This is a genomic window from Paenibacillus sp. PastF-3 (genome assembly GCF_029893135.1).
GTDB lineage: Bacteria > Bacillota > Bacilli > Paenibacillales > Paenibacillaceae > Paenibacillus_AQ > Paenibacillus_AQ nitricinens.
Map to the genome: position 1 here is coordinate 754,714 of NZ_JARXWM010000001.1, position 26,265 is coordinate 780,978.

The window sequence follows — 26,265 nt, forward strand, 5'->3', positions numbered from 1 at the left end:
TTTCACGATGAACCGAATTACAATATGTAGTCGCGGTTCTTATTTTAAATAAACAGACATTCGAAAAATCGTAGAGAGAAGAACTTTATTTAAGTTGATTAATGAAATAATCATAAGATGCAAAACCACAGTTTTTTTATGCCACGCAATAGCTGTATATGGAAGTAAAGACCGACATATAGACTGTAGAAGGAGCTGGATGAAGTTACGAACTAACTATTACTGTCAGGAGACAAGAACATAGTCCTATTAGAACCCGCGTCCAAAGCGGTTTTTGTATTTTAGGGATCAAGTTCTTGTCCTTTACTCCAGACAAGAACTTGATCCCTTAGCCGTTAATGGACAGGAACATGGCCCTATTACCGATTTGATATTCATCAATTAAGATTGGAATTAATTAACTATTTCCTCAAGGACAAGTATATAGTCGCATTGACGATTAAATGGATGTCTAATGAAAGGTTAAATACTTAACGTTAAGGCAACTTTTACTCCTTGGTTTCTTTGTCCTTGCCGCCGATATTAAATCCTAATTTTCCGTTATATTTGCCTACCTGTCCGGCAACTCCTAAGCCTGCTCCTTGACCGCCGCCGAGTTGTGCCTTGGCCTTGGCGCCGAGACCATTTTCGCCACCAAGCTGCAAATGGGTTTGCAGTCCCGCGCCTTGAGTGAACCCCAAGTGTCCTTCTGTATCAGCACTCATACCGTACTCTCCTCCGACCTGCGCCCCCGTATGAAAACCTGCCTCTTGACCGCCACCTATTTGGGTTTTTACCTGAGCCGCAATCCCGTACTTGCCGAAGGCCTGGGCTTCGGCATTGAGCCCTAGACCCTGGCTGCTGTCCAGATGAGTATTGCCTTGCGCATGGATTCCATATGAAGGAGTGCCCATATGGCCGCCCGCATACATACCCATGCTACCTAAGGCTAAATTCCCGCCAGCGTTTAAACCAATGCCGTGTTTACCGCCTACTTCTCCTCCGGTATTTAGCTTAATCCCCTGCCCGCTGCATACATTTTCGTTCATATAACCTTTTAAAAGTTCTTTTTTGGTATTTTCGCTGTCTGAGGGTTGATCTGATAGACTGCTTTCTGAACGGAAGAGATGGTAGTAATGAGAGTAAGGGAAAGGATCGTAACGGGTAAAGTAAGGGTATACGGATGGATTAGCCTGGCTGTTTGGATATTCGTTCCCAAAGGTCATCTGGGATACCTCCATTAATCAATTTATTACAACAGCCTATTCATGGATGAGTTGAAGTGACACCCTTCCTAAATAAACCGTATGGATTCAAGGTTCGCAGCCGATGCACAATGAGCCGGGCGAAGTATCACTATTTTTAACGGGGAAATCTACATTTACCGTGAGCTGCGTGAATCGGTGCCGGCGGCGTGGCCAGCTGCTGTGCGCAGCACACCTGGTTGCTTCGGACACATAGGTGGGTGGAACGACCGAAGTCAGTGACCCATCTCGTTAATTTTGCAAGAAAACATGGTTATTGATCAAGTCATTTATATGGGTGGATTTTAAATGCCGGAAAAAGTGGGGGAATCGGCAAAGGGAAACCAGATGGTGCGATGGGAGTCGGTGGCTGCTCGCCGGCCGCAGCCGGGGAAAGGGTCGACCTACCTCTTTGGCCTGAGCGGCTGCGGTATCAGACGTTCCGGACGACGGCGGTAGTCGCAGCATCGGTGAATTCCCATCCGGTTGCTGCAGCCACCAGGGTAGCACGTACTGGGAGTAAAGGAAGAAAGTCGGGCATAGCCGGTGCGAGGTAACAGGGAAGGGCGGTGTGTGGCGACCGCCGCCAAAGGGGCCGGCCAGATGGTCCTTTTTTTATCATCGGCTAACCGCGGGGACTTGGTGGTCGTTACCAGACGTTTCATACGACGACGGCTGCCGCCATCCCGGTCGGGCGTACCGGTAAGTCTTAATATTCTTTTCGCATCGCTTTTTCCCAACTAAGTTGGAAGTGTTCCATAAATTTGAAGCGATTTTTTTTTGAAATCGGTATAGCGTAGCGTTTTTTTTGATGTTTCACAATGGAAAATTTCTTAGCAGAGGAGCTGCTCTCCTCCAGCATAAGAACCGTTTTTGGCTCAAATAGAAAAGGATAAAGTCGGGGTTCGGCTGCTGTTAATTCAAGGAACTGATGCATGGCATCAAGCATAAACAGAGTACGAAGCCGTTGAGTCTCTATAAATGGTGTAGAAAGGAATTGCGACGAACTCTTCTAATGGAAAGCACAGTGCGAGGAGTGGAAATTGTTTCCAGTTGGGTGTTCAGGACTCCCTTTTTGGAATACCTAGACGGTGCCGGTCTTCCTCGGAGTTAGGGCTTGATTGAAGACGTAAGTAATTCATTGGGGGTTAAATTTGAAGACGGTCAAGCTCAGCGATCGCTACATGGATACGAAGCGCGTACTCATAACTCCCTAAGACAAATTGTCTTTGGGGAAGGATAGCAGCCCAGCCTTGGTGCATCTATAAGACAAGGTGCACGAGCTGTAGAATCCGTTGTGCAGTTGGCCACTCAGTTCGCCGGTGAAGCAGGTCCAATAGATATAGATTGTTCATCGTCTACCAGCAGCTGATGAAGAACAGACCCGACCGAAGTTAGTTCTCCAAATGGGCCTGTTGTACGGATTATTCAAAAAATTATGAACTACTTAATTACGTGAGTTCCTTTATAAAGAAGCATTTATTCAAAAACCAACTCATTAGGGTATGGCCAGAATAGGGGGGCGGCAATGGGACTAAGTTCTTGTCCACACAGGACACATGTAAGAGGACAACAATATAGTCCCATATGAGCTCGCGTCCAGCGCGGGTTTTCTGTTTTATGGGATCAAGTTCTTGTCCTTTGCTCAGGACAAGAACTTGATCCCATTGCCGAAAATGGACAAGAACATGGTACTATTGCCGATTTGATAAATGTCTAATTAAATAAGAAATTTATAGGGCGCGTCCGATGAGACGAGGACCGAGAATGCTGCCCAGCAGTAAGCCGATGCCAAGAAAAAAGGTAATCATCGAGGAATAGACGATATAATTATCCGGACTTAGCTTATACTTCATTACAAAAATCGGAAGCGCAGCAAACACACCATTTACAATCCCAAAGAATAGTTGGCCATCCCGGTAAAATACTTCCTCCTGAAAGAGAGGAGGTGAATGGCTAACCACATTACTCGGCAGCTTCTCTTTTCGATGTAACAGTATCATAGCAATTATGGCTAAAATATTACATTTGGCAACGAATGTGTTCAAACACTTAATATTCGACATTTTCTCTTAATGACACGAACGATCTTTTGGCAATATAATACAAATCAAGATCGCATTAGAGACTTACAAAATCCAGATGTTGGTGGACATTTAATAGCATCTTCATTTAATGGATCTGGAGATTTAGATAATTTGGTTGCTATGAACGCTCAAATTAATGGATCTGGCGGGAAATGGTATCAAATGGAGGAAGTGTGGAGAAACGCGCTTCAAAATCACAAAAGTGTAAATGTTAAGATAGAACCAGTATATTCTGGAGTGTCACAAAGACCATCTTCTTTTAATGTGAAATACACTATTAACAATGGCGAACCTGAAATTGTAACTATATTAAATCAAGTTGGAGGTTAACATGTCAGTGAAAAAAACGGAAGAACTATATCAACTTATCGGAAATAAGCTAATAGGAATAATCCCTGATGAGTGGAGTAAGATTTATCTTTACGCAGAAATATTACCTGGTTCAAGAATTATCTATTTTTACTTCGAATCAACTACAAAAAAGGAGCTAATTTATAGTCATAGTATCCCTAAAGTTTATGGAGTAGATGAACTTATATATGATCGGTTATGTAGGGAGTTACAAGAATATTTCGTTGAATTAAATGAGGGTTCTAGAAGCACACTTGATCAAGCTTGGACAAATCTGACGATGTATTTGGATTCTTCAGGTAAGTTTAATATCGATTATAATTATGATGAGGTTGTTTTCAATCCTTCTAAACAACGAACGATCTGGAAATATAAAGTTCTAGGATTACTTCCTACAGATGCATTTCACCAATCGTACTTAGATGAATATCTAAAACAAAAGATTGATTAATTCTCTTGCGGTGTCCCGAAAGCCATTATATGGTTGTTTGGGGCACCTTTCGTTATTTTTATAAGATTTATGTAAACACTAAGACCGTGCACATCCTCACAGAGACCGAATTAGGGATCCGAATACAATGCTGCTAAACAACCACTCTTCTGAGAGTTTCTCATTTATTCTGCCTCTTCAGTATGCACTAAGAAACAAGGCCTTAAAGGATTATGTAGATTCCTTTGTAAAAAAACATGACTAAACTCCAACCAAATTGCTGTAAGAACACTATTTAACGACTGTAAACAACCGTGATTAACCGGTTGTTTTTTTGCATTAGAAGGGGGGATTCGGCAAAGGAACCAAGTTCTTGTCCTACAAGGGACTATGTTCTTGTTGTAGGTGGACAAGAACATAGTCCCTTTTCCGAAATTGGACAACAACATGTTACTATTGCCGATTTGATGATTATCTAATGTATGTCTTACACCGACTTGACGCAGGCCACAGGAGTCGAATGCTCGCCTATACTCGCGTTCGGAAACAAGGAAGCGTTGTTCAGCCAAGTGCTGGAGCTGCCGACCTCGCGGGAGGTAGCCGCACACTTTCTCCTTAGTGAAGCTTAATTGAATACTCTTTACTCGTATGGCAGGGGGCTAGGTGTCCAAAAACACCTTGGCTGTCTCAGACGAGGCGAACCGATTCGACATTTCCAGATCAATGCTTACACAGACAAAGAAGCGTCACTCACTCCGGCAGCCGTGACCTCTGGACTGCTGCTGACGGCACCACTACTTATAGTGTGAAGATCCAAGCAACGGCAGGCAAGGAAGCAGGAGCTGCCATCGTCAAGTTGGATTCCACTGTAATCAGTGATCTGGTCCGCAAGGTCAAGCAAGCCGAAGCCGCCAGGGCAGAGCTGAAGCTGAATACAGGCATTGCTGCTATTACCTTTACGTCCAACGCAGTAGCTGCTATTGGAAATGCAGCAGAGGATAGCACAATCCTTGCTTCATTAAGCTTGCCGGACAAAGCCCGGAGCAAGCTTGGAGACAGACCGGTTGTAAACTTCTCTGTAACAGCCGGAAATGCTGAAATTACAGCATTCAACGGTGAAATAGTTAAGATCAGTGTACCTTATACGCCAAAAGCAAATGAAAAGTCAAAAGCCATTGTGGTGTATTATAGCGATCAGACAGGAAACCTTCAGTTGGTTAACGGGGGCTACGATGCAGCAGCCGAAAAGGTTAACTTCCAGACCTCCCATTTTTCAAATTATGCTTTAGGGTATAACGAAATCAAATTCAATGATGTTGCACCGGGCAACTGGTATTGAGGTGCCGTTGACTACTTGGCGGCGAGAGAGGTGGTAAAGGGGGTAAGCAGCTATGTGTTTGCACCTGAGGCCCAGGTGAAGCGGGCTGACTTTCTGTATAATATCATGAAGCAGTTGAACCGGCTGCCGGATGGCAGCAACGGTCAGAGCTACGACAGCTTCAAAGATGTCAGTGCGGTAGCCTGATATGCCCGGACAGCAATGAAGCAGTTTGTAGAAGCGGGAATACTCACGGGCTTGGTAAGGAGCTGAGCCCAAGGGCTGCCGCACCCGGGAAGAGGCAGCACAGATTGTATATAATTGCATTAAATAACAAGCTGAATAGCCGTCCGCCAGGAATCTGCTGGCGGACGGCTATTTGTGTGAGTAGATCAGAATAGACCCGGACGTAAAACCAATCCTTTTATGAGTATGACAATGCCGGAAACCGGACTAAGATGATTGCCCCTTTTCCATTTATGGAACGAATCAGTTAAAGAGGGTGCCCCGAAACGGGAAGCAAACCCAAAAACATAGGACAATTATTCCTGCTAAGTTATATAATATAAGAGGAAAGTAATATGCTGCTTTTGCTACCTGCGACCTATTCTTGAAATGTCTTAGCAAAATTGGTAGATGCTTTACTATTAATAATTAAGCGGGGATAAGGCTATATGAAACGAAAGAGTTGGATTTATTCGCTAATGCTAGCAATTATAGTATCGGTTGTATTCGGGGTTGGCAGTATTTATGCGGCTGCACGGAACATCACCGACATTGTCAAAGTGACCAAACCTGCTGAGATAAAAGTTGGGGAGTGGAAATCATACGAAATAGCCATCACTGACTGGACCGATGCAGACGTTACGGAACATGACTTCACTCCAATCTCTTCAGATGAGAATGTTGTCAAGGTCGTACGAAAAACGCAATGGGTTTCTGAACTTCATGCAATAAATAAAGGGAATGCTACCTTAACTGTCAATATTGGAGAAAAGTTTGAACCTTATGTATTCAATGTTCAAGTGGTGGATGATTATACAGTCATTCCTGAACCAACTAAGCCGGTAGTTATAAAGGAACCTACACACGAAGAAATTATGTTACAGGATCTTGAAGATTACATTGAGCAGTTGCAGCCATTAGGAAGCTATGAAAAGAAAGCCATAACTACGTTAAATCAAAATAGACTCCTGAACGATTCAACAAGAAAAACACTCTTTCTTACTTTAAACAATACTGTATTGCCCAATTATACTAAATTTGTATCCGGGTTGAAAAACCTCAAAGCTAATAATGTAGAGTTGAAAGAAATACATACCTACTATCTGGCAGGAGCAAAACTCCAGTTGGAAGGGTTCACTATAATGCGGGACAGCTTGAAGACGACCAAAATAAATTGGTCCAAATTCAATGCAGGTGAAAAGAAGGGGGCAGAAGGAATTAAGCAATTGAACAAATCCGAAATGCTTCTTGACAAGTATGCAATTAAATATGTCAAATAAATAAAATAATAAACAGAACCCTTAAAGTGCTTTAAGTTAAGGGTTCTGTTATTTTTTTTGAGGGGCCTGTGCCAAATATATAGACCATTAAGGCATGCCGGCAGGGAGCTGGGGCACGAATGCTTCAAGAATGTAGATTATGTCTTAAAGATAAAGTTCTTATAAATTCTCACATCAGCACAAAAGCTAACTTCAAAATGGCTTTTAAGTACCAAGAGGTTAAAGGTAAGAGCGCTGAAAGTATAAACTTTAAGATGTATTATGAGAATACAATCAACACAAGAATCACTGAATATCAATGCCCCAATCATAGCTTAAGAAAAAAGAAAGCTATTTAAAAAATGAAATCCTATGTACCAGCACGGATATCCATTGATTATCCAAAAAATTATGAACTGATTAATTACGTAAGTTCTTATATAAAGAAGCATGATTATTGAAAACTGCTCCAGTTGAGTTGTTTTTTTATGGCCAGAATAGGGGCTTTGTCGGCAAAGGGACTAAGTTCTTGTCCTACAAGGGACTAAGTTCTTGTCCACACCGGACACACAGGACACACAGACAATAAGAACCAAACAGGGCGTTTTCCAACTCATAGACATATGTACAAAATACGGGTTTTGTGATGAAGTAGTATATAAATTAATGGAGTAAGCCAATTTGATCTATAAATACTGCTAATCAGCTGTCTATTAATGGTTATCGATACAACGTTCAAATGAACGTTCCTTGTATGAACATTATCTTCATCTTTTCTTTTTTATAGAGATCAATTTGTCGCTAACGAGTATTAAATTTTAAAGTGTATCAGAATCTCGGATTTAACTCTGTGTGGTTATATTTATATGTTTATTGTTGGTTATTTTTTTAAGTACCTCTTAAATAAAAAAGCTAATTATTACCATCAATCAACTTATATCAGTATCTTCACACATGTTCGGTCTTATAGCTTAATTTTAAAACAATTCTTCAGCTACCCCTAATTGTCTTTCCCGTTCTTTAGTGGCAGCCTCGGCCACTAAAGAACAATTGGATATGTTTACCATTTCAACGACATAGTCACTGCTTACTATAGTATGTCCTCTCATATGTCCAGTTAGAACGCTCGGGTCAATTTATAAGATGTTGATCCAGATGATCCAGATGTTCAACAGCAACGCTCAAAGCCCATTAGGCCAGGAACTTCTGTGGTAATTTTTCAAGTGTCTCTTTAAGTTGATTTCTTAATTCATTATTGTCTACAATTTGCTGCTCATGTTTACATGCATATTCCTCAATGTTCAAGCGATCACTCCCCCATTACAGCACGGCACTCTTTAATTGCTTCAGATCTTCTTTCATAAAAAGTGTGTACCACACTGAAAAAATGTAAATTAGCCAGATTCTACGCGAATAATCACCTTTATTACTCCGATGCTGGATAAACATTTCTTCGATGATATTCATATTGAATATTTCTTCAATACCACTATAGCGTATTTGCTCAAACATTATATCTGAAATCGGGGTCTTAAGCCAATCACGAATCGGTACGGGAAATCCTAATTTGGGGCGATTCACAATTGCGTCCGGAACAATTCCTTCCATAGCTTTACGCAAAGCAAGTTTTGTTGTGTTTTTGCCAATCCGATTGTCGACTGGAATTTTACTGGCCGTTTCAAAAACCTCTTTATCTAAAAACGGGACTCTTAATTCCAATGAATGTGCCATAGAGAGCTTATCTGCTTTTGACAAAATATCGCCAGGTAACCAAAAGTTCATATCAATAAACTGCATTCTTGTCGTAGGATCAAGGTGCACTGTCTTATCATAAAAAGGCTTAACGATATCGGTCGGATGTAAAAAGCTATTTTGAGCGTGTACCGATTCGTGAAGTAAGTTCATCTTTCCGCTTTTGTTAAAGATATTAGCATTACCGAAAAAGCGTTCCTCTAAAGGTGTCAGCCCCCGAAGTAAATAATTTTTTCCATAAAAATGATAAGGATATACGGTTAAAGATTTTCGTAACGTATCCTTTATGAAGTTAGGCATCCATGTAATGGGTCTTAATGCATCCGGCTCTCTATAGATTCGGTATCCTCCGAATAATTCATCAGCGCCTTCCCCCGATAGGACAACCGTGACATGCTCTTTGGCAAGCTGATTAAGATGATAGAGCGCAATAGCGGAAGGGTCCGCAACAGGCTCATCTAGATGCCATACCGTTTTCGGTATACTCTCAAAAAAGTCTTCTGTAGATAAAATGTGAAAATAATGATCCGTCCCCAGTTTGGCTGCCGTTTGATTTGCAATGATAGTTTCATTGTTCACCCCTTCAAATCCAATCGAAAAAGTCTTTGTTGATTCTTCTGCTTTCATCATTGCAGCTATAGCTGTGGAGTCAATTCCACTGGACAAAAAACACCCTCTATTCACATCACTTTGTAAATGAAGATTTACAGACTCTTTCAATTTCCATTGAATTTCTTCCGCATAGTCTGCTAAGGATCGTTTTACCGGATGAAAATGGGGTTCCCAATATTTCTCGATCTTCATTTCACCATTCGGGTTAACAAAAATACGCTCTGCAGGGCCTAATTTATGAATATGTTCAAACATCGTATCGGGTTGCGGTACATACTGAAAAGTTAAGTAGCTAAATAAGCTTTGATACTGAAGCTTTCTAGGCACTCCTTGCACGGCAAGAATGCTTTTGATTTCTGAAGCAAATAAAAGATTATTCTCATCTTTGTAATAATAAAAAGGCTTAATACCAAAATGATCTCTAGCAGCAAAAAGCGTTTGTTCCTTACGATCCCAAATCGCAAAACTAAACATTCCACGTAGATGATGAACACAGTCCTTGCCGTATTCCTCAAATAAATGCAAAATAACCTCTGTATCTGATTGTGTTTGAAAATGATGTCCCTTTAGCTTCAGCTGATCTCTTAGTGTTTTATAATTATAGATCTCACCATTAAAAACAATCCACAGGGACTGATCTTCATTCGTCATCGGCTGATTCCCATCACGTAGGTCTATAATGGACAACCTCCGAAAACCGAGTCCAATGCGAGAATCAAGCCATACTCCCTCATGATTAGGACCTCGATGATTCATTGCACCTGTCATTTGTTTTAAGGTTTCTTCTTGCGGGGGGTGTCCATTACATTTTAATATTCCTGCTATTCCGCACATGCTATGTTAGTCCTTCCTATAATAAAGATTAAGGTTTAGAGTGCCCACAAATGCGTTGATCAATCATTTTTTGTTGCTTATCATTCATATAAAAAAACGCCGAAGGATTCACTAAACGAATCGTTCGACGCTTTCTCATTTATACTTATTTGGTTTCATTCATGAAGCTTCTGAAATTCTGGACGATTTCTTTTGATCGGGTATGGTGTAAATAATGATCGCCTTCAAGCAGAATCATCTTCCCCTGTAAGGAATCTTTAATCTGATCTTCATGTAAAGCTTCCCAGCCCTCAACATCCGTAGTATCTTTCACTAAGAAGAAAAGTACAGGAAGATCTTTAGGAAACTTCAATGTTTCGGTAGCTTTAAAATTACTAGGGAAATGCTCTGCTTCGTTAATGATGTTTGGGTTCATCATGTTTTTAAGCGTAATCATTCTATTTTGTTCTTTCGTTTTATCATCCACATTTGGTGAGAGGATTTGGTTAGGATCGATTTTAACCAGCAATCTGAAGAATCCTGATTGTTTAAGTGATTTTAAGGCTGCAGTTGGAAGCGCCTCGCCTGCTCCTTGTGCCGGTACACTGCTGTCGATCCCCACGAATGCACTGACTTCGTTTTTGTATTTGTTCACATAGTCCAGACCATAAATTCCAGAAATAGAATGCCCCATCAGAATATAACGGTCTATTTTTAATTGTTGTAAAGCTTCATGAAGTTCACTCACTATATTATCGACCGTTCGTTCTTTTTCAGTGATATCACTTAACCCATACCCAAATGGCTCAATTACTACCACTTTGTAGAATGGAGATAGCTCGTCAACAAGCGGTTTAAAATCAATTCCTGGCGCTGCCGTTCCGAAACCTGGTAGTAACACTACCGTTTCTTCGCCTTGACCTTGAATCATGACATTCATGTTTTTTCCGTCTACAGGTATTAGCTGGCCGTAGGATTCAATTTTGCCTTTCTCTAATTTGTTGCTGACCACATTAACTGTAAATACAGTGGCTAGAAATACTGCGATTAGTACGATAATAACTACTACTACTTTAAGTAACAAGAACAATGCTTTTTTCATCTGTCATCTCCCGCTCCCCATATGTTTATATCTTATCTTCTGTCCATTTCATTCTAACCATCCAGTCTTAGATCCTGTGTAACACAAGATTAATTCAGTCTTAATTCTCAACCACAACTAAAGAAATAGAATTAAGCTTCCGTTAAGATAACTTTTATAAATATGATTCCACTTTCGTCCAATTGATATCATAAAAAAACACCTTTAGATATTCGCTGATTAAGCCTTAGGGCTATTCAACGATATTCTAAAGGTGCTCATCCATTTTATTAACTATAAATTAGTTCAAGGTTTCTTTACGCGACAACCGAATCTTTTCAGGCGTAACATCATTTCCCTCAGGATCTACAATCGTCACTCCCGACAGACTGTTACGAACTTGTCCACGAATTTCACGTAGGTAATCTTCACGCAAAGCGATCTGCTCCACCCATTCACTTTTTGTCAGGCCTTCTTCACGTTCTTTCCTGGCTAGTTCATTAATACGAGTTAAACTGGTAATCATCTATGTTCCTCTTTTCTAAGTGTTGGTTAGCTTGCTAATGGATGTGCTGAGCTATGCCAGATTCAAGATAAATTATCCGCCATCTGTTTCATAAGCCTTCTTAATAATAAACGTTCTTCGGGTAAAATTCCTGTTAATAATTTATCCAGTTGTTTATTCCATATACGTTCCACAGGTTCACAAAGATTACGTCCGGCTGAAGTAAGATACACTCGGCTTACTCTGCCATCTTCAGGATCTCTTTTTCGAACAACAAACCCATGACTCTCAAGTGATTTCACCATATTCGTAATCGTTGGCGGCTCACAATTCAGACTTTCGCTTAACTGGATCTGGGTCATTCCATCTGATCTCCATAACCGGCATAATAACTGTTCTTGGCCCACATGAAGATTAAATTCTCTAAGCAATGCTGCATAATCTCTACGCATTTCCGCAGAAATTCTGTCCAGTAGTTCTCTTATCTCATCTTCAATCACAGCTTGTTCCTCCGGACCACCTTACAAATTAATTAGCAAGCTAATTATATCATGTTTTTAAGAGGATTTCAAAGGTTGACGATCTTTAGATATCATCCACCAACGAATCCTCTTTAGGTTGGTACTTCATCTTATAGAAATGGTCTTCAATTATTGTTTCTCGGGAGTCTCACTTCAAAGATTGTCCGCACCACACAGCTTTGCGCAGATACGGTTCCATGATGCTGCTCTACTATATTTTTAGTAATAAACAAGCCAAGTCCCGTACTTCCAGTTGGATGTGTTCGTGCACGATCACCCGTGTAAAACATATCAAAAATACGTGGCAACTCTTCCGGCTCAATACAATTCCCATAGTTAATCACTTCTACGACTACCTCGTTAGCGTCCAAGTAACCGTGAATATCAATAAATTGACCATCGCTTCCGTATCGGGCCGCATTCATAAGAAGGTTCTCAAATACACGTGCTAACAATTCCCCGTCGCCATATATCATCAGAGGTTGTGTCATATCCATTCTGGAGATTAGACCATTTTTCTCAAAGACTGGATATAATTCTTCATTTAATTGTAAAAGAAGCTCACTTAGATCAATCGAGGATTTCTCAAGCTTAAGCTTGCCATAGTTCATTCTTGTAATTTCAAACAGCTCATCGATCAATTTTTCTAAACGTTGAGATTTGGTATAAGCAATCGTCGTGTAATGCCTGGACTGTTCAGGCGTTAATTGATTGTCTTTCAAAATAAAATCCAAATAGCCAATAACCGAGGTTAGGGGTGTACGCAAATCATGCGCCAGGTTCAACACGAGTTGATCTTTACTGCTCTCGGCAATATCTCCCCGCTCAATGGCCTCTTGCATATTCTCTATGGCTAGATTGAGATCATGACCAATGATTCCAAATTCATCTTTGGAAGGTATATCTACTCGTTCAGAGAAATCACCTGATGCTAGCTGATGAATCCCCTTTGATATTTCTTTGAAGTATTTTGCATACGGCTTAGTGAATAAGAAGAAAAATAGAATGGCGAGTGGTATAAAGATAATTAAAAATGTATTCACATCTCCAATATCTCTTATTACATAGCGAACTTGGGTAAGTGGATTCTCAAACTTCACCTCAGAGTGATAATATCGCTGGAGCGCCTTATAGATTAAAAAGGTTATCCCACCGGATACTAGCATACTGGCCATCAGCAGCATAATCATTTTTGTACGAAAACTATAAATCATTTTAGGCATTGGATGTATACCCTTCCCCTACAGTATTTATCTTTGTAGTGATAATGGTATATGAATTCAATCTAAATCTCAAATTATTAAAATCACAGATCCTTTTTCTCAAAAATCCGCAATGAAATGAGATAAGAACAGCTGAGTAAAAACACGTAAGCGAGTCCTAGTATGATATAAGGAATAAAGCTAGATTTCACGCCATAGCTCTGCCAGTTCTCTAGGTCAGGAAACCATTGAAGCAAACTACCGATCACATTCGGACCAACCATTATAATCATCATAAAAACGAGATTAACCACTTGCGTTCCTTTAGCCCCTAACCAGTAATGAATCGGTAAATAAAGCATAGCAAGGAGTGGGAAAATAGATATCGCAATACCAACCTCTTGCCAAAAATAAGGGGTTACCTCTTTACCTGTCATAATAATCAGGAGATAGGTAAAAGCAGTTGCTGCCAGCCCAACAAGCGCATATGGAAGGATTGAGAAGTATTTGGCACGGACAAGCTCTTGTCTCCGTACAGGGAGATTAACGAGAAACCGTTGCGTCATCTGCTGAGTATCCATAGAACAGGAGCTTATCAATAACAGCATGGGTGGCATCACCGTAAATAAACTGAAGCTATGATAGTTCGAGTAAGCTATAAAAATAAAGAAAGGGAATAGCAGCATCAGAAATTTACGCAGAAGAATGAAGTCTTTTTGAATAAGATAAAATGAATGATACACTATAAGTCCTCCTTAGCTTATAACTCTTCCCTGCTGAACAATCGTAGTGAAATCTTATATGAGAAGTACAAGATGAATAGATAAACGATCCCTATCAAACCTATCTGCACCAGATGATCTTGCAGCTTTAAATGGGTTATTTTTGAGAAAACTGATGAATTGGTGAGTGAAGCTCCAGCACTTATCGTGGTTATCGTTACAACTACATTAAAAAAGGTATTGAAGTAAAAGTTTTTGTAACCAAGCCAATAATGAATCGGCAGATAAATAGACGCAGTCAAAGGAATCATAAGTAACGTTAAATATACCCCTATCCAATACACTGGACTTATGGAATAGCCAAATGAAAAAGAAATTAGAAACAAAACTAATGAGCAAACCAAACCGATGAAATTATAAGGAATCAGTGATAAGTATTTAGCCAAGACAATCTCTTGCCGACTTACTGGCAATCCTATAACAAACTTTGTGTTGTTATTCTGTGCATCCATTGAACAGGAGTATACGAGCAACAGTAAGGATTGAAAGGCAGCAAACATACTGGAGCTATCCTTTTGCACATAGGCAACAAACAAAATACTCAAGAGAAATAAAGGGATAAAATTCCGCAGGAGAATAATGTCTTTCCGAATCAACAGCAAGAGATTAAACATACAAAGCGTTTCCCTTTACCGTAAAATACATAATTTCTTCCAGAGTAGGTGTCTCGCATATAGCATGATCTCTAAAGAATCGTTCACCCTCAGAGCGATTGTTCAGAAGACCCTCAAAACCAACTTCCGTCTCTCTAAGCCCGATGAACCATTTTCGCACATCCCGATCAAGCAGCTCCTTGTTGCCTTTTACCAGCATATATTTATTAGGTAGTGATTCTTTCATCTCATTAAAAACTAACCGCCCCTCATTCACAAAAACAATATAATCCGCTATCCGGTCTAAATCAGTCGTGTTATGCGTGGAGAAAAGAATAGATTTCTTCTCATCCTGGATATGCTCACTAAGCAAATCAAGCAGTTCTCTCCGGAATATGGGATCAAGACCTGCAGTAGGTTCGTCCATGATGAGCAGATCTGCACCATGCGATAAGGCAATAGCGAGCGAATACTTCATCTTCATTCCTTTGGAGAGCTCTTTAATCTTTTTCCGCGGGGAAAGCTTAAACATCTCTATGTATTTCCTATAAGTCTCTTTATCCCACTGGCTATAAAAGGGAGCAATCATCTTACTCATCTGATCGATGGTTAATGGATCGTAAAAATAGTTCTCATCGGAAACATACCCAATTCGATCTTTGTACTTTGCATTCTTTATGGATGTTTCTTTGCCAAAAATCTCGATACTTCCTTGGTCGGGTTGTACCATACCCATCATCATTTTAATTAAAGTTGTTTTCCCTGCCCCATTGGGTCCTATTAACCCCGTTATATACCCTTCCTTAATACCGAACGTAAGTTCGCATAGGCTAAAATGGCCATATTTTTTAGATATTTGATTCAATTGAATGACATCGTTCATTCTGTCTCCTCCTCATACAGCAATTTCAACATCTCACTGAACTCAGCAAAATCAATCCCCAACAGCTTACTCTCGTCAATAATCTCCTTCATCTTGTTCTCCATGATCCGTAGCCGTTGCTCACGAATAAACTCCTGATCTGCACCAGAAACAAAGGAACCTTTTCCCACAATGGAATTAATAAGGCCTTCTCTCTCCAGTTCTTCGTAAGCTCGTTTTGTTGTAATTACGCTAATCTGCAGCTCTTTGGCTAACAGTCGAATAGAAGGTAAAGGCGTACCTGAAACTAACTCTCCTTGTAGGATCATCTGGCGGATCTGACTTACAATCTGTGCATAGATGGGTTCACCGGAAGTGTTGGATATCAATATGTTCATGAACGCGTGCCCTCACTCCTAGTTTATGTGTATTCGATGTATATATGTAATATATACACTATACCCATTGTTGTCAATGATCTTTTAAATCCACACAAAACAAGCCGATTCCTATTGAACTTAGGGTCAGCTTGCTTGGCATACAGCATATCTAATTATCATCACATCAATCCAGCACTTCTTAAAAAGCGACTAACAATGTCTATCTGATAACGAATACGAAGGTCACGATCAAGACTCCAGCAGGTTTCCACAGTAAATGCCTTCGCTCCTATGATACGGGAGACGGCCGCACGTGACGACCCGGGGCGCTCTCGTAAACGGATATTAAAATGATAAGAAGTATTTGCGATTGTACGGTTAATGTCTTTTATGATACGCCTAGCCGTAACCGTACCTTGGCTCCCAGGCTTAATGATAATAGACTGACCAAGGCGTTTAGGATTTCTTTGAGACAAACCGTTCGCTTCATGGAGATCAAGGTACCAGCTGGGGCGATAACGTCTTATTAATTGAAGCAAGGCTACGGATAACGGATGTTTGGCAGATCCATTCCGAGTACGTGGAAACGTCCGATTCAAATCTGGCACGCCCCGAATTCGTTTGCGATAAGCTTTTTGATTCATGAGAGGCACAATAATAAGCGTACCACAGTAAATATTTAATTCTCCTTGTCTTAAGTGATTCACGATGTTTTTCGCCGCACGAATGCTTGCCGTTTCATTCCCGTGTATGCCGGACACCACCATAAACACAGGACCTGGGAGCCCGCCTCTGATCACGTAATAAGGAGTGGCATGGGTTGTAGACGATGCTAAAGTATAATTCTCAACGATCATCATGCTTCACCTCCGCATTTAGGTGTCCATATATGTGTATTCTGTAAGACCCCAGTTGTCCTAGACAGATAAGCAAAAAAAGCCTGATTTCTCAGGCTCTTTTTGTGTTTATACAATGAAAGATTAGACCGCATTATTTATACGCGGGCAACCAGTCTCCATGGGCTGTGATCAGCTCATCACACATATTCGTAATGTCATCCATCGACAGTTCGGCGGCAGTGTGCGGATCGAGCATAGCTGCGTGATAAATATGCTCTCTCTTATGAGTAATCGCTGCTTCAATTGTTAACAATTGTGTATTAATGTTCGTACGATTCAGTGCAGCACACTGCGGAGGCAGATCTCCCACAAAGGTTGGAGTCACGCCACTGCGGTCTACAAGGCACGGAACTTCTACACATGCTTCTTTCGGAAGATTGGTGATAAGACCTGTATTCATAACATTACCACCTATTTTAAAAGGTACATTCGTTTCGATGGCTTCCATAATGTAGGACGCATATTCATGCGAACGTTCATGTACAAGCTCTTTGTTATTTACTAATTCTTCACGCATTTGCTGCCACCGTTCAATTTGTTCTACACAGCGGCGGGGGTACTCGTCGAGTGGAATTTGAAACCGTTCGATGAGTTCAGGATAATTACGTTTGATAAAATAAGGATGATACTCTGCGTTATGTTCTGAAGACTCCGTAATATAGTAACCAAATTTAAGCATCATTTCATAACGAACCATATCCCCATGATGTTCTTTCTGCTTCTCGGCAGCGCGACGTTTGATTTCCGGATATAAGTCCTCTCCATCCTTCGTAACCTCGAGTAGCCAAGCCATATGGTTAATACCGGCGATCTTAGCTTGTACACCTGTCTGATCCATTCCCAGATGCTCGAATAAGCCTGGAATACAATGCTGTACGCTATGACATAATCCTACGGTCTTCACACCACCATAAGTGTTCATCACATTCGTCAATACGGCCATTGGATTCGTATAGTTCATAAAGAGTGCATCTGGACAAACCTCTCTCACTTCTGCGGCAAAATCAAGCATGACAGGAATCGTACGTAAGTTGCGGAAAATGCCACCGATACCAACCGTGTCCGCAATCGTCTGACGTAAGCCATATTTCTTCGGAATTTCAAAGTCTGTAATGGTACAAGGATCGTACCCCCCGACCTGGATCGCATTAACCACATACTTAGCTCCACGTAAAGCTTCCTTGCGATCCGTATAAGATTTCACGATACAAGTACTGCCACTACTTGCTTTTATATTACTCAACATATTCTCAGAATCTTTTAGGCGCTGAAGATCAATATCATATAGGGCAAGCTCAAAGCCTTGAAGGGCTGGAGTTCTCATGCAATCTCCTAAAACGTTTTTTGCAAATACAGTACTTCCCGCTCCGATAAATGTAATTTTGGACATGTGAAATATTCCTCCTTAAATAGTGAGCTCTACGGTCCCGACATCGTTAACGACACAGAAAATATCGATAATTTTCCTTATAAACACTAGAATATCAGAGGGTATCCGTCTCTCTCTTCACTATTCACTATAAATGAGAGCGATCTCAATGAGTATGGATAAATACAATTCATATATGGATGTTTGTTGCATTTATGTGGTATGTCCTATAATCTATATGTAATTCAAATCACGTATAGGAGGTCAGAAGCAAATGGCTTCAGAGCATTATCATTTCACAGCAGGGTTTAATCTTGCTCCAGATGAAATCGACCTGACTATATTGTTCAGCGGAGAAGGTAAACCGGTCCCAGGACATAAGATGGGGCCTTCTGTTCACGATTACTACCTTATACATACCGTAATGGATGGTAAGGGAGTGTTTCAGAGTGAAAGTAACTCTCAGGTATGTGGTGCAGGAGATACCTTTGTTATATTCCCAGGGGCATTATTCAGCTATCAGGCAGACATGGAACAGCCTTGGACTTATGTATGGGTAGCCTTGCAAGGAGAAGCCGTTCAGCAGCTATTTAAAGAAGTGGGGATTACACCGGACAAGCCGTTAATACACTTAGATAATCTTTTAGAGATACATAACTTGTATGAACATATTCGTTTTTCCTTCCAGCAGTCTGCTTATCCAAGGTTGGAAAGTTTGGAGGCTTCTGGGTGGATGCGCCTTTTGGTGCACAAATTCGGCCTTGCGAACATAGGTTCGCTAACCCCTAATTCCGCACATTTACCGGATGTTATCGACCGCCAGATCAATCAAGCGATCCGCTGGATCTCTCTCCAATTTCATCAACAGATCAGTATCGACCACATGGCATCCTCGCTTGGTTATCATAGGGCTCACCTCTCTAAAGCCTTTAAGCAAAAGATCGGAATGTCACCCAAGCAATATTTGTTAAAGGTTCGCATGGATAAAGCAAAGGAACTGCTTGGAGGAACGCTCACCATCGACCAGGTATCCTCATCGGTCGGTTTCAATGATGCGTTATATTTCTCCAAGCAGTTCCGTAAGTGGAGCGGTATGTCCCCCAGTGAATATCGAAGCCATCTTCGATCGGGCACATGATTGCTTATAGGTTATTTCATGGTTTTTGATAAAATCGAGGTGACAAACGTTGTTTTTCCTTCACAGTAAGCATCCCTATCGTAGCGGTGTTGTTCCGCCAGACGCTGTTTGACTTCTGCATATGCTTGACGCGCTACCGCATTTAAACGGAGATAGTCAGCCTTCAATGGAAGTACTCCCCACATGCTCTATCGTAACAATGAGGTCGCCAACATAAGATAACAACTGAACTCTAATTCTATTGAATTCTACCTTCCACTCGGGGTCATACGGGACAACTCTTACCATTTCCGCCTTCAGATTGATGCTCATGCACCTCCTGCGTTTAATGCCTTCTTCTCAATTCCTCTATAGACTATCCATATGCATATAGCGGCCACAATTAGCATTCCACCCATCAGACAGACGCCATTCCAGCCCCAATGCTGCCATGCAAAGCTTCCAAGTGTTGATCCAATTGCGCCACCTGTAAAAGTGCTGACCATAAACACAGTATTTATTCGGCTGCGGGCCGCCGGCTCAAGTGCATAGATCCGTGTTTGGTTACTAACCTGTGACCCTTGTACGCCAAGATCCAGAATAATAACACCGGCAATCAGGCTCCAGATTGTAAATCCAGCTAAACCGAAGAAGCCATAAGCAATCAATGTCAGCAACAGTAGTATACCTACTATCTTTTTCGGTGCGATCCTGTCAGCTAACCTCCCGATAAATGGAGCACCCGCAGCACCTGCTACACCGATCAACCCAAACAAGCCTGTGATAGAGCTACTATAGTGGTAAGGTTCACCTTCTAAAAAGAAAGCCAGTGAAGTCCAGAACACGCTGAAGCCACCAAACATACAAGCCCCAATCAGTGATGCTTCACGAAGCGTCGAATATCTGCGAATCAAATTCCCCATTGATTTCAGTAGATCCGTATAGGATGAATTATTTTCTGGTTTCGTCTTTGGAATTAGTTGGTATAAGATAAGGGATAACAATAGCATTATAACTGCAGCAATCCAGTACATCGCTCTCCAGCCGAACATATCTCCTATAATTCCGGATATCGTTCTTGCCAGCAAAATACCAAAAAACAGCCCGCTCATTACGGTTCCAATAACCTTACCTCGTTCTTCTGGCAGAGCGAGCTCTGCGGAGAGAGGAATGATAACCTGCGGCACCACCGTAGTTATGCCAATAGCAAAACTGGCAATATACATCCAAATAAGGTTCTGAGCTGTAGCAAAACCAACGAGTGATAATGATACGGCAATAAGAAGTCCGGATATTAGTGTTCTTCGTTCACGAATGTCGCCCAACGGAACAAACAATAACATCCCAAGCGCATAACCGATCTGAGTAAGCATCGATACATATCCTACTGCGTTAGAGGATGCATGGAAGGTTCGTCCAATATCGGCCAGAAGGGGCTGATTGTAATACATATTTGCCACGCTTAATCCTGATGCAATAGCTAATATAAGTATGAATTGCTTAGTTAGGCCTCCTCCTACACGAACTGCAGCGGGTGTGATAGATTGTGTCATGAAATTTCTGTGCCTCCGATTACGTATGCTGCATCAAACAGCAAGCTTTATTTTCCTAATACATTATAGCAGTCACTGTCAAGCTTACGTATTTCTGCGATATAATAATCATCCAAATATATATGATCTACATAAGTACAATTTATATTTGATTCTATTTAGCGAGGAGTTAATAACATGCACCAGAATGACCGAATTATGACCAAATTGCGCAAGGAACCCTTGAAGAATGTCAGTTTATTAAAAATGCTAACCTCATTCCAGAAAGTCATGGCGTCTCATCTTGTGGAGCAAGGAAGTCAATGGGGTGTTTTATTGCTTCTTCCTGGCTCAGCCTACGCATATGATCATAGAGTATATCCTCAAGCGGATTACATCGTATTTATGGATTACAGCAGCCCAGATGTATTTCCGGCTCTGTTTCAATTGCTGCCTCCGCAAGCAAAATTTGTTTTTAAACTGCAAGACGTGAACTACACAGAGGCCTTATCATCACAATTTTCAATGGAGAAAGTCCGGGGGTTCTACTCATACAGTACAGTTGAGGGGCAAATCTTTCCGAAGGACGAAGAAATTGTTATCAGTCATGTGGTTGACGACAGATTAATTCCGCTATGGGCCGCTAATCATTACACGAAAGATGAAATAGAAGACTATTTTCAAAATAGTGCTTTTTCCGTGTCAATTTTCCTAGACGGCAATCCGGTCAGTACCTGCCTAGCGTTCCGTAATGAAGAAACCATCTGGGAAATCGGCGCTCTACATACATTAGAATCCTCACAAAGAAACGGGTATGCGAAAAAGGTGGTCCAAACCGCCATACAAGAAACGTTAGAACGAGGGTTTATTCCACGCTATCATGTGCTTGAAACAAATCAAGCGTCCATCAGACTAGCTGAATCTATTGGACTCATTCCTTGTGTACAGCTTGAACACTGGATTAACTACATCCAATAACACGCTTGATAGGAGGTGATTTGAATGAGTTATGTGCCGAACGAGAATCAAAACTATTATCCTCCCCCGCCCCCACCAACACCGATGAATGGCAAATCAATTGCTGGTTTCGTTTTAGGAGTACTTTCCATAATTGTTCCTTATATCGGATTTTTGTTAGGGATTGTAGCGGTTATTCTGTCTGCCCTATCCCTTAAAGAAATACGGATTCGGTATGAGCAAGGAAGAGGCTTAGCTATTGCGGGTCTGGTATGCGGGATTGTCGGCACTCTACTTTACGCCATATTCATTTTATTTTTCGTTATTTTTATATATGCAGCAGCAAATTACCCCCATTACTGATCCACAGAAGAAAAGGATCTCTATAGCCACCCTAATGGCTGCAGAGATCCTTTTTCCAATCCTATGAACCATTCAGTAGGTTCCATTATTAAGCTGCTGGCGATACTCCGTCGGAGTTACTAGGAACCGCTTGCGGAACATCTGTGTAAAATGCCGCATGTCCTGATATCCAATACGTTCGGCGATTTCTGCCACCTTAAGCTTCGAGTTTACAAGCAGTAGCTTTGCTTGTTCCAAACGTAAGGATGTCACGTATTCCTTATAGCCTTGACCCGTCTTCTGTTTAAATAATTGACTGAAGTAAACCGGATTCAGAAATACAACGGAGGCAATCTTTTCTAAAGTAAGGTCTTCGAAATAGTGTTCTTTTACATATTGCAATGCGATGTCGATGGCTTTTTCGCCACTACCTTTCGCTGGTGTTAAATCCAACACTTGCGAATTCACTGCCTCTCTTAAGCTCGTTACGATCTGAGGTACAGTATTTATATCGTAGCTAAGTCCGGAATGGATCATTTGGAAGGGTGTTTTTAAATATTGCTTCAAATAGGTACGCCCATCTTCCAGAAAAGTTTCTAATCGTGCTTCTTCTCTTAAGGTGATTAATCCCAGCAGACTCTGGCGGTCATAGCTGACTACAAACCCGCTCCCGTCCCGATCTATCAGCTCAGTTAACACATTTTCTACAATAAAATGTTCTATCCGAATGTTTTTATCACCCGCATCCATTTGGAGCAAAATCAAATAGAAACATTGATGATCTTCTATTAATTGGCTGATGTCTAAATTACCGAGATTAAAACCAGAAGCGAGCCTCTGAAATACACCTTCTCTTAAATATTTGAGACTTGACCTTAATCGGTCTTCATCTTTAATAAATTTATGATCCTGCTCTATTTCTAGCGATAAGTTACTTATAATCTCAAGTAGCTTACTTTTACCGATCGGCTTAAGCAGATAATCTCTCGCTCCAAGACGAACAGCCTCCTGTGCATAGGCAAACTCACTGTGTGCAGAGATGACAACCCATTTGACATAAGGATACCGCCGCTTAGAAATCCTCATGAACTCTAGGCCATTCATACCGGGCATAAGAATATCAGTTAAGACCATATGGATGGACTGTTCCTCCATAATCTTGACAGCTTCTTCTGTGGACGCAGCCACATGTACACAATAATATGGATAGATACTTCTTATAGTGCGCTTAATGCCTTCTCGGATCACTCGTTCATCATCAGCTATGAGAATGTTCAAGACTATGCTCTCCTTCCTGCGGAATCGGCAGCATGATAGCAACCTCAGTTCCTTCTCCAGGTAAGCTTCGAATCACAAGACCATAGGATTCTCCGAACATATGCTGGAGCCGCCGGTGCAGATTTTGAAGACCTATCCCCATTTTTCCATTTTCTTTTGTTGTTGGCCGATCCAAAGATTCTAACAGCGCATTCAGTTTCTCTGCATCCATACCTTTACCATTATCTGTTACGACAATGTTTAGTACTCCAGCTTCTTCAAGCATACTCACCTTCAGAACACCTTGACGGTCTAGCGATTCCAAGCCATGTTTTACAGCATTTTCAATGACTGGTTGCACCGTCATCTTGGGGAGGCGAACCTCAAGCCATCGTTCATCTATATTGATCTCAATCCGTAAACGACCTTCCAGTCGGATGGAAATAATATTTAGATAGTGCCCGATTTGTTCCAGTTCTTCTCGTAGCGTGACTTCTACATCAGCTTCCCAATGACTGCTGTACCGGAACATCGAAGATAGCGAGAGAACAAGTTCACCCAGCTGCTCATTCCCTTCCTCGTCCAGCATCCAATAAATCATATCCAAAGTATTGTATAGAAAATGTGGGTTCACTTGAGATTGCAAGGCATGAAGCTCAGCATTCTTCTCACTGACGGAAGAAAGTTTCACCCGCTCGATCAGTTCTTCGATTCGGCGAACCATCCGATTAAATGAAGCAACAAGAATATTAATCTCTTGATAAGAAGAAACATTCACCATTCCCCGAAAATTCCCGATCTCCACTTGCTTCATCTCTCGAATCACCTTTTTAAGCGGCAAAGAAATCGTTCGTGAAACCATAGAAGCTATTAAAGTAGAGACGAGTACAAGAATCGAAAATACAATGAACAGATAACGTTTCATCTCTACCAACTCTACATTTAGGTCGCGATTAGGAGTGATACTAAGCACCCACCAACCAGAGAAGGACAGTTTAGAAGCGACAAGCAGACGACTTGCTGTCTGTTCGACCACAACATTCTGGGAGTTCTGTAAAGACGGGAGCTGAGTTAAATCAGGTTCCTGATCTTCGGCAGAGGATACGAATCGTCCATCCTGCGACATTAAATACACCTGGCTATGCTCACCCAGCTTCACATTATCTAGCGCATCCAGAACAGGCTTCGGATTCGTCTCGTACAGAACAATGCCAATCGGTTTGTGTTCATTGAGATCGTAAATCTGACGGCCAAAGGCAAACACAGGACTATCCTCTACTTGATCGATAAGAGAATGTTCATAGACGCCGAGCCAGACCATTTTACCGGAGGAAGCTTGCAGCTGATGGTACCAATCTTCCTTCATATAATCGGGATCAACCACATTCATATAATTTCCGTAATTATAAATCTTACCTTTATCTGTAATGACATGAATACCTACGAGATCATCCCGAGAATAAAATATAGCTCCTAGAATATTAGTAATTGTCTGTTCATTGATGTAAGCTACCGCCGGCTCAGTGCTTGTCTCATTAATCAAACGTATCAGTTCAAAGTTATTGCTGAGTGATTTAGAGAGACTATCATACCCTTTGTACAATAAGCTGAATAGATCCGCCGTCTGGGCGACATTCTTCTGCGACAAATCACTTATTTTCTCATGAAACTGTACGGTTGTCCGGTTGTAATAGAGCAGACTCACAATTAATAGAATGCTAGACATACAAAAAAGAAACAGCAAAAACAATCGATGGTGGATGGAATGAAAGCTGTTTCTCAAAAAGGCTTCCCTCCTCAAACTCATCTGTCCTGCTGCTTCTTCATTATAATTCCATTATTGTAATTTGCAATATAGAGTTATCCTTTTACTGCTCCCGCCACCATTCCTTTTGTAATCTGATTGGATAAGAAGAAATAGATTAAAATGACGGGTAACGCACCCATCACTAGAAATGCACCGATATTTCCATAGTTTACAGAATACTGACTAACGAATGTGTACACGCCAAAGGGCAAGGTCTTCAATTTCTCAGAGGAAATGAAGGTGGCCGCTAAGATATACTCATTCCAAATGTTGATGAACGTTAGAATACACACAGTCATTACCGGTGGCACGGATACAGGAAGAATGATCGCGCGGAAGATCCGATATACGCTCGCCCCATCTATAAAGGCCGATTCTTCGATTTCATGCGGAATGCTCTTCATAAAGCCACTTAATATAAACACCGCTATAGGAGTAGAAAAAGCTACATAAGGTAATATGAGCGATAAATGCGTATTCAGAATATGCATATTTTTGAAAATGATCATCAGTGGTAGCAAAGTGGCCTGCATGGGAATCATCATCCCCATTAAGAAAATCGTCATGACCAAGTTGCCGTAACGCCAACGGAATCGAGAAATCGCGTAAGCTACCATGGAGCTAAGCAGGATAACGAAGATCATCGTTACACCAGTAACCAATACACTATTTGATAAATACTTTAGGTAACTACCTGACTTATAAGCCTCGCTATAGTTATGCCACTGAAATACTTTAGGAAATGAGAAAAAACGTCCTCCCAAAATCTCCTCATTGGTCTTCAAGGAATAAAGCATTAGCCATAGAAGAGGATATAGCTGGGTAACGACAGGAATCGCAAAGAGAAGATACACGAGTCCTTTCTTGAAATATAAGAACGTATGAGTTCCACTTAATACATTATCCTTATATTTCTCGCTTAAACGCTTACCGTCCTTGTAAGGACGCTTTGGGCGTTTATGCTTGACATTCCGCATGATCGCGCACTC

At 41.2% G+C, this 26,265-nt stretch carries 26 protein-coding genes and 1 pseudogene; 8 read left to right on the forward strand and 19 right to left on the reverse strand.

Translation table 11 applies throughout. The features are described from left to right. Window positions 1-488: 488 nt before the first annotated feature. Entirely contained in the window at window positions 489-1,220 is a 732-nt protein-coding gene (locus M2444_RS03430) for a hypothetical protein (RefSeq protein ID WP_280786284.1), read from the reverse strand. Window positions 1,221-2,956: 1,736 nt separating this feature from the next. After that, window positions 2,957-3,289 carry a hypothetical protein gene (locus M2444_RS03435; RefSeq protein WP_280786285.1) on the reverse strand — a complete coding sequence of 111 codons (333 nt, stop codon included), beginning with the start codon at window positions 3,287-3,289 and terminating at the stop codon, window positions 2,957-2,959. Between the two features lie 9 nt (window positions 3,290-3,298). Here M2444_RS03435 and M2444_RS03440 point away from each other — a divergent pair, with 9 nt between their 5' ends. The 5 genes and pseudogenes from M2444_RS03440 to M2444_RS03460 all read left to right on the forward strand — a co-directional run bounded on the left by M2444_RS03440 (window position 3,299) and on the right by M2444_RS03460 (window position 6,914). After that, the gene (locus M2444_RS03440; protein WP_280786286.1) at window positions 3,299-3,640 is read left to right on the forward strand and encodes a DNA/RNA non-specific endonuclease; all 342 of its coding nucleotides are present in this window, start codon (window positions 3,299-3,301) and stop codon (window positions 3,638-3,640) included. A gap of 1 nt (window position 3,641) precedes the next feature. Next, window positions 3,642-4,112: an immunity protein YezG family protein gene (locus M2444_RS03445; RefSeq protein WP_094877883.1), complete on the forward strand. Its 471-nt coding sequence runs from the start codon at window positions 3,642-3,644 to the stop codon at window positions 4,110-4,112. A gap of 784 nt (window positions 4,113-4,896) precedes the next feature. Then, the gene (locus tag M2444_RS03450) at window positions 4,897-5,430 is read left to right on the forward strand and encodes a hypothetical protein (RefSeq protein WP_094877884.1); all 534 of its coding nucleotides are present in this window, start codon (window positions 4,897-4,899) and stop codon (window positions 5,428-5,430) included. 12 nt (window positions 5,431-5,442) lie between these two features. Then, window positions 5,443-5,616 (forward strand): annotated as a pseudogene (locus tag M2444_RS03455) (S-layer homology domain-containing protein); the annotation flags it as partial. A 467-nt stretch (window positions 5,617-6,083) separates the two neighbouring features. Continuing rightward, on the forward strand, window positions 6,084-6,914 hold the full coding sequence (locus M2444_RS03460; RefSeq protein ID WP_094877886.1) for a hypothetical protein: 831 nt from the start codon (window positions 6,084-6,086) through the stop codon (window positions 6,912-6,914). Window positions 6,915-8,213: 1,299 nt separating this feature from the next. Here M2444_RS03460 and asnB read toward each other — a convergent pair. The 11 genes from asnB to melA all read right to left on the reverse strand — a co-directional run bounded on the left by asnB (window position 8,214) and on the right by melA (window position 18,285). After that, window positions 8,214-10,091 carry an asparagine synthase (glutamine-hydrolyzing) gene (gene asnB, locus M2444_RS03465; protein WP_280786287.1) on the reverse strand — a complete coding sequence of 626 codons (1,878 nt, stop codon included), beginning with the start codon at window positions 10,089-10,091 and terminating at the stop codon, window positions 8,214-8,216. Window positions 10,092-10,236: 145 nt separating this feature from the next. After that, window positions 10,237-11,172, reverse strand: coding sequence for an alpha/beta fold hydrolase (locus M2444_RS03470; protein WP_280786288.1), 936 nt, complete (start codon window positions 11,170-11,172; stop codon window positions 10,237-10,239). A 280-nt stretch (window positions 11,173-11,452) separates the two neighbouring features. Continuing rightward, complete coding sequence (locus M2444_RS03475) at window positions 11,453-11,677, reverse strand: DUF896 domain-containing protein (protein ID WP_042188496.1); 225 nt, start codon at window positions 11,675-11,677, stop codon at window positions 11,453-11,455. 62 nt (window positions 11,678-11,739) lie between these two features. Then, a complete protein-coding gene (locus tag M2444_RS03480; RefSeq protein WP_256989724.1) occupies window positions 11,740-12,156 on the reverse strand; it encodes a MarR family winged helix-turn-helix transcriptional regulator in 417 nt (138 codons plus the stop codon). Between the two features lie 146 nt (window positions 12,157-12,302). Beyond that, the gene (locus tag M2444_RS03485) at window positions 12,303-13,400 is read right to left on the reverse strand and encodes a sensor histidine kinase (protein WP_280786289.1); all 1,098 of its coding nucleotides are present in this window, start codon (window positions 13,398-13,400) and stop codon (window positions 12,303-12,305) included. An 83-nt stretch (window positions 13,401-13,483) separates the two neighbouring features. After that, window positions 13,484-14,122: an ABC-2 transporter permease gene (locus M2444_RS03490; protein WP_280786290.1), complete on the reverse strand. Its 639-nt coding sequence runs from the start codon at window positions 14,120-14,122 to the stop codon at window positions 13,484-13,486. Between the two features lie 17 nt (window positions 14,123-14,139). Continuing rightward, window positions 14,140-14,775 (reverse strand): ABC-2 transporter permease, encoded by a 636-nt coding sequence (locus M2444_RS03495; protein ID WP_280786291.1) that lies wholly within the window; start codon window positions 14,773-14,775, stop codon window positions 14,140-14,142. Then, window positions 14,768-15,637 (reverse strand): ABC transporter ATP-binding protein, encoded by an 870-nt coding sequence (locus M2444_RS03500; protein ID WP_094869070.1) that lies wholly within the window; start codon window positions 15,635-15,637, stop codon window positions 14,768-14,770. The genes M2444_RS03495 and M2444_RS03500 overlap by 8 nt, the downstream gene beginning before the upstream one ends. Continuing rightward, on the reverse strand, window positions 15,634-16,014 hold the full coding sequence (locus M2444_RS03505) for a GntR family transcriptional regulator (RefSeq protein ID WP_094869071.1): 381 nt from the start codon (window positions 16,012-16,014) through the stop codon (window positions 15,634-15,636). The genes M2444_RS03500 and M2444_RS03505 overlap by 4 nt, the downstream gene beginning before the upstream one ends. 161 nt (window positions 16,015-16,175) lie before the next feature. Beyond that, window positions 16,176-16,853 (reverse strand): M14 family metallopeptidase, encoded by a 678-nt coding sequence (locus M2444_RS03510; RefSeq protein WP_280786339.1) that lies wholly within the window; start codon window positions 16,851-16,853, stop codon window positions 16,176-16,178. A 133-nt stretch (window positions 16,854-16,986) separates the two neighbouring features. Further along, entirely contained in the window at window positions 16,987-18,285 is a 1,299-nt protein-coding gene (melA, locus tag M2444_RS03515; RefSeq protein WP_280786292.1) for an alpha-glucosidase/alpha-galactosidase, read from the reverse strand. 253 nt (window positions 18,286-18,538) lie between these two features. Here melA and M2444_RS03520 point away from each other — a divergent pair, with 253 nt between their 5' ends. Beyond that, complete coding sequence (locus M2444_RS03520) at window positions 18,539-19,402, forward strand: AraC family transcriptional regulator (protein ID WP_280786293.1); 864 nt, start codon at window positions 18,539-18,541, stop codon at window positions 19,400-19,402. Window positions 19,403-19,413: 11 nt separating this feature from the next. Here M2444_RS03520 and M2444_RS03525 read toward each other — a convergent pair whose 3' ends face one another. Genes M2444_RS03525 through M2444_RS03535 form a run of 3 tightly spaced genes read right to left on the reverse strand, consistent with a single transcriptional unit; the run spans window position 19,414 to window position 20,934 of the window. Further along, window positions 19,414-19,569, reverse strand: coding sequence for a GrpB family protein (locus M2444_RS03525; RefSeq protein WP_280786294.1), 156 nt, complete (start codon window positions 19,567-19,569; stop codon window positions 19,414-19,416). Beyond that, window positions 19,559-19,714 carry a GrpB family protein gene (locus M2444_RS03530; protein WP_256990370.1) on the reverse strand — a complete coding sequence of 52 codons (156 nt, stop codon included), beginning with the start codon at window positions 19,712-19,714 and terminating at the stop codon, window positions 19,559-19,561. Before M2444_RS03530 ends, M2444_RS03525 begins: the two co-directional genes overlap by 11 nt. Next, window positions 19,711-20,934: an MFS transporter gene (locus M2444_RS03535; protein ID WP_094869074.1), complete on the reverse strand. Its 1,224-nt coding sequence runs from the start codon at window positions 20,932-20,934 to the stop codon at window positions 19,711-19,713. Before M2444_RS03535 ends, M2444_RS03530 begins: the two co-directional genes overlap by 4 nt. Before the next feature lie 177 nt (window positions 20,935-21,111). Here M2444_RS03535 and M2444_RS03540 point away from each other — a divergent pair, with 177 nt between their 5' ends. Then, window positions 21,112-21,891 (forward strand): GNAT family N-acetyltransferase, encoded by a 780-nt coding sequence (locus tag M2444_RS03540; protein WP_280786295.1) that lies wholly within the window; start codon window positions 21,112-21,114, stop codon window positions 21,889-21,891. Between the two features lie 24 nt (window positions 21,892-21,915). After that, on the forward strand, window positions 21,916-22,233 hold the full coding sequence (locus M2444_RS03545; RefSeq protein ID WP_280786296.1) for a DUF4190 domain-containing protein: 318 nt from the start codon (window positions 21,916-21,918) through the stop codon (window positions 22,231-22,233). Window positions 22,234-22,305: 72 nt separating this feature from the next. On the opposite strand, the gene M2444_RS03550 is transcribed toward M2444_RS03545, so the two are convergent. From M2444_RS03550 to M2444_RS03560, 3 genes are all read right to left on the reverse strand, one after another. Beyond that, the gene (locus M2444_RS03550) at window positions 22,306-23,490 is read right to left on the reverse strand and encodes a response regulator (RefSeq protein ID WP_280786297.1); all 1,185 of its coding nucleotides are present in this window, start codon (window positions 23,488-23,490) and stop codon (window positions 22,306-22,308) included. Continuing rightward, window positions 23,471-25,252, reverse strand: coding sequence for a cache domain-containing sensor histidine kinase (locus M2444_RS03555; RefSeq protein ID WP_280786298.1), 1,782 nt, complete (start codon window positions 25,250-25,252; stop codon window positions 23,471-23,473). Before M2444_RS03555 ends, M2444_RS03550 begins: the two co-directional genes overlap by 20 nt. Before the next feature lie 77 nt (window positions 25,253-25,329). Beyond that, complete coding sequence (locus tag M2444_RS03560) at window positions 25,330-26,253, reverse strand: carbohydrate ABC transporter permease (RefSeq protein WP_256989727.1); 924 nt, start codon at window positions 26,251-26,253, stop codon at window positions 25,330-25,332. Window positions 26,254-26,265 lie beyond the last annotated feature (12 nt).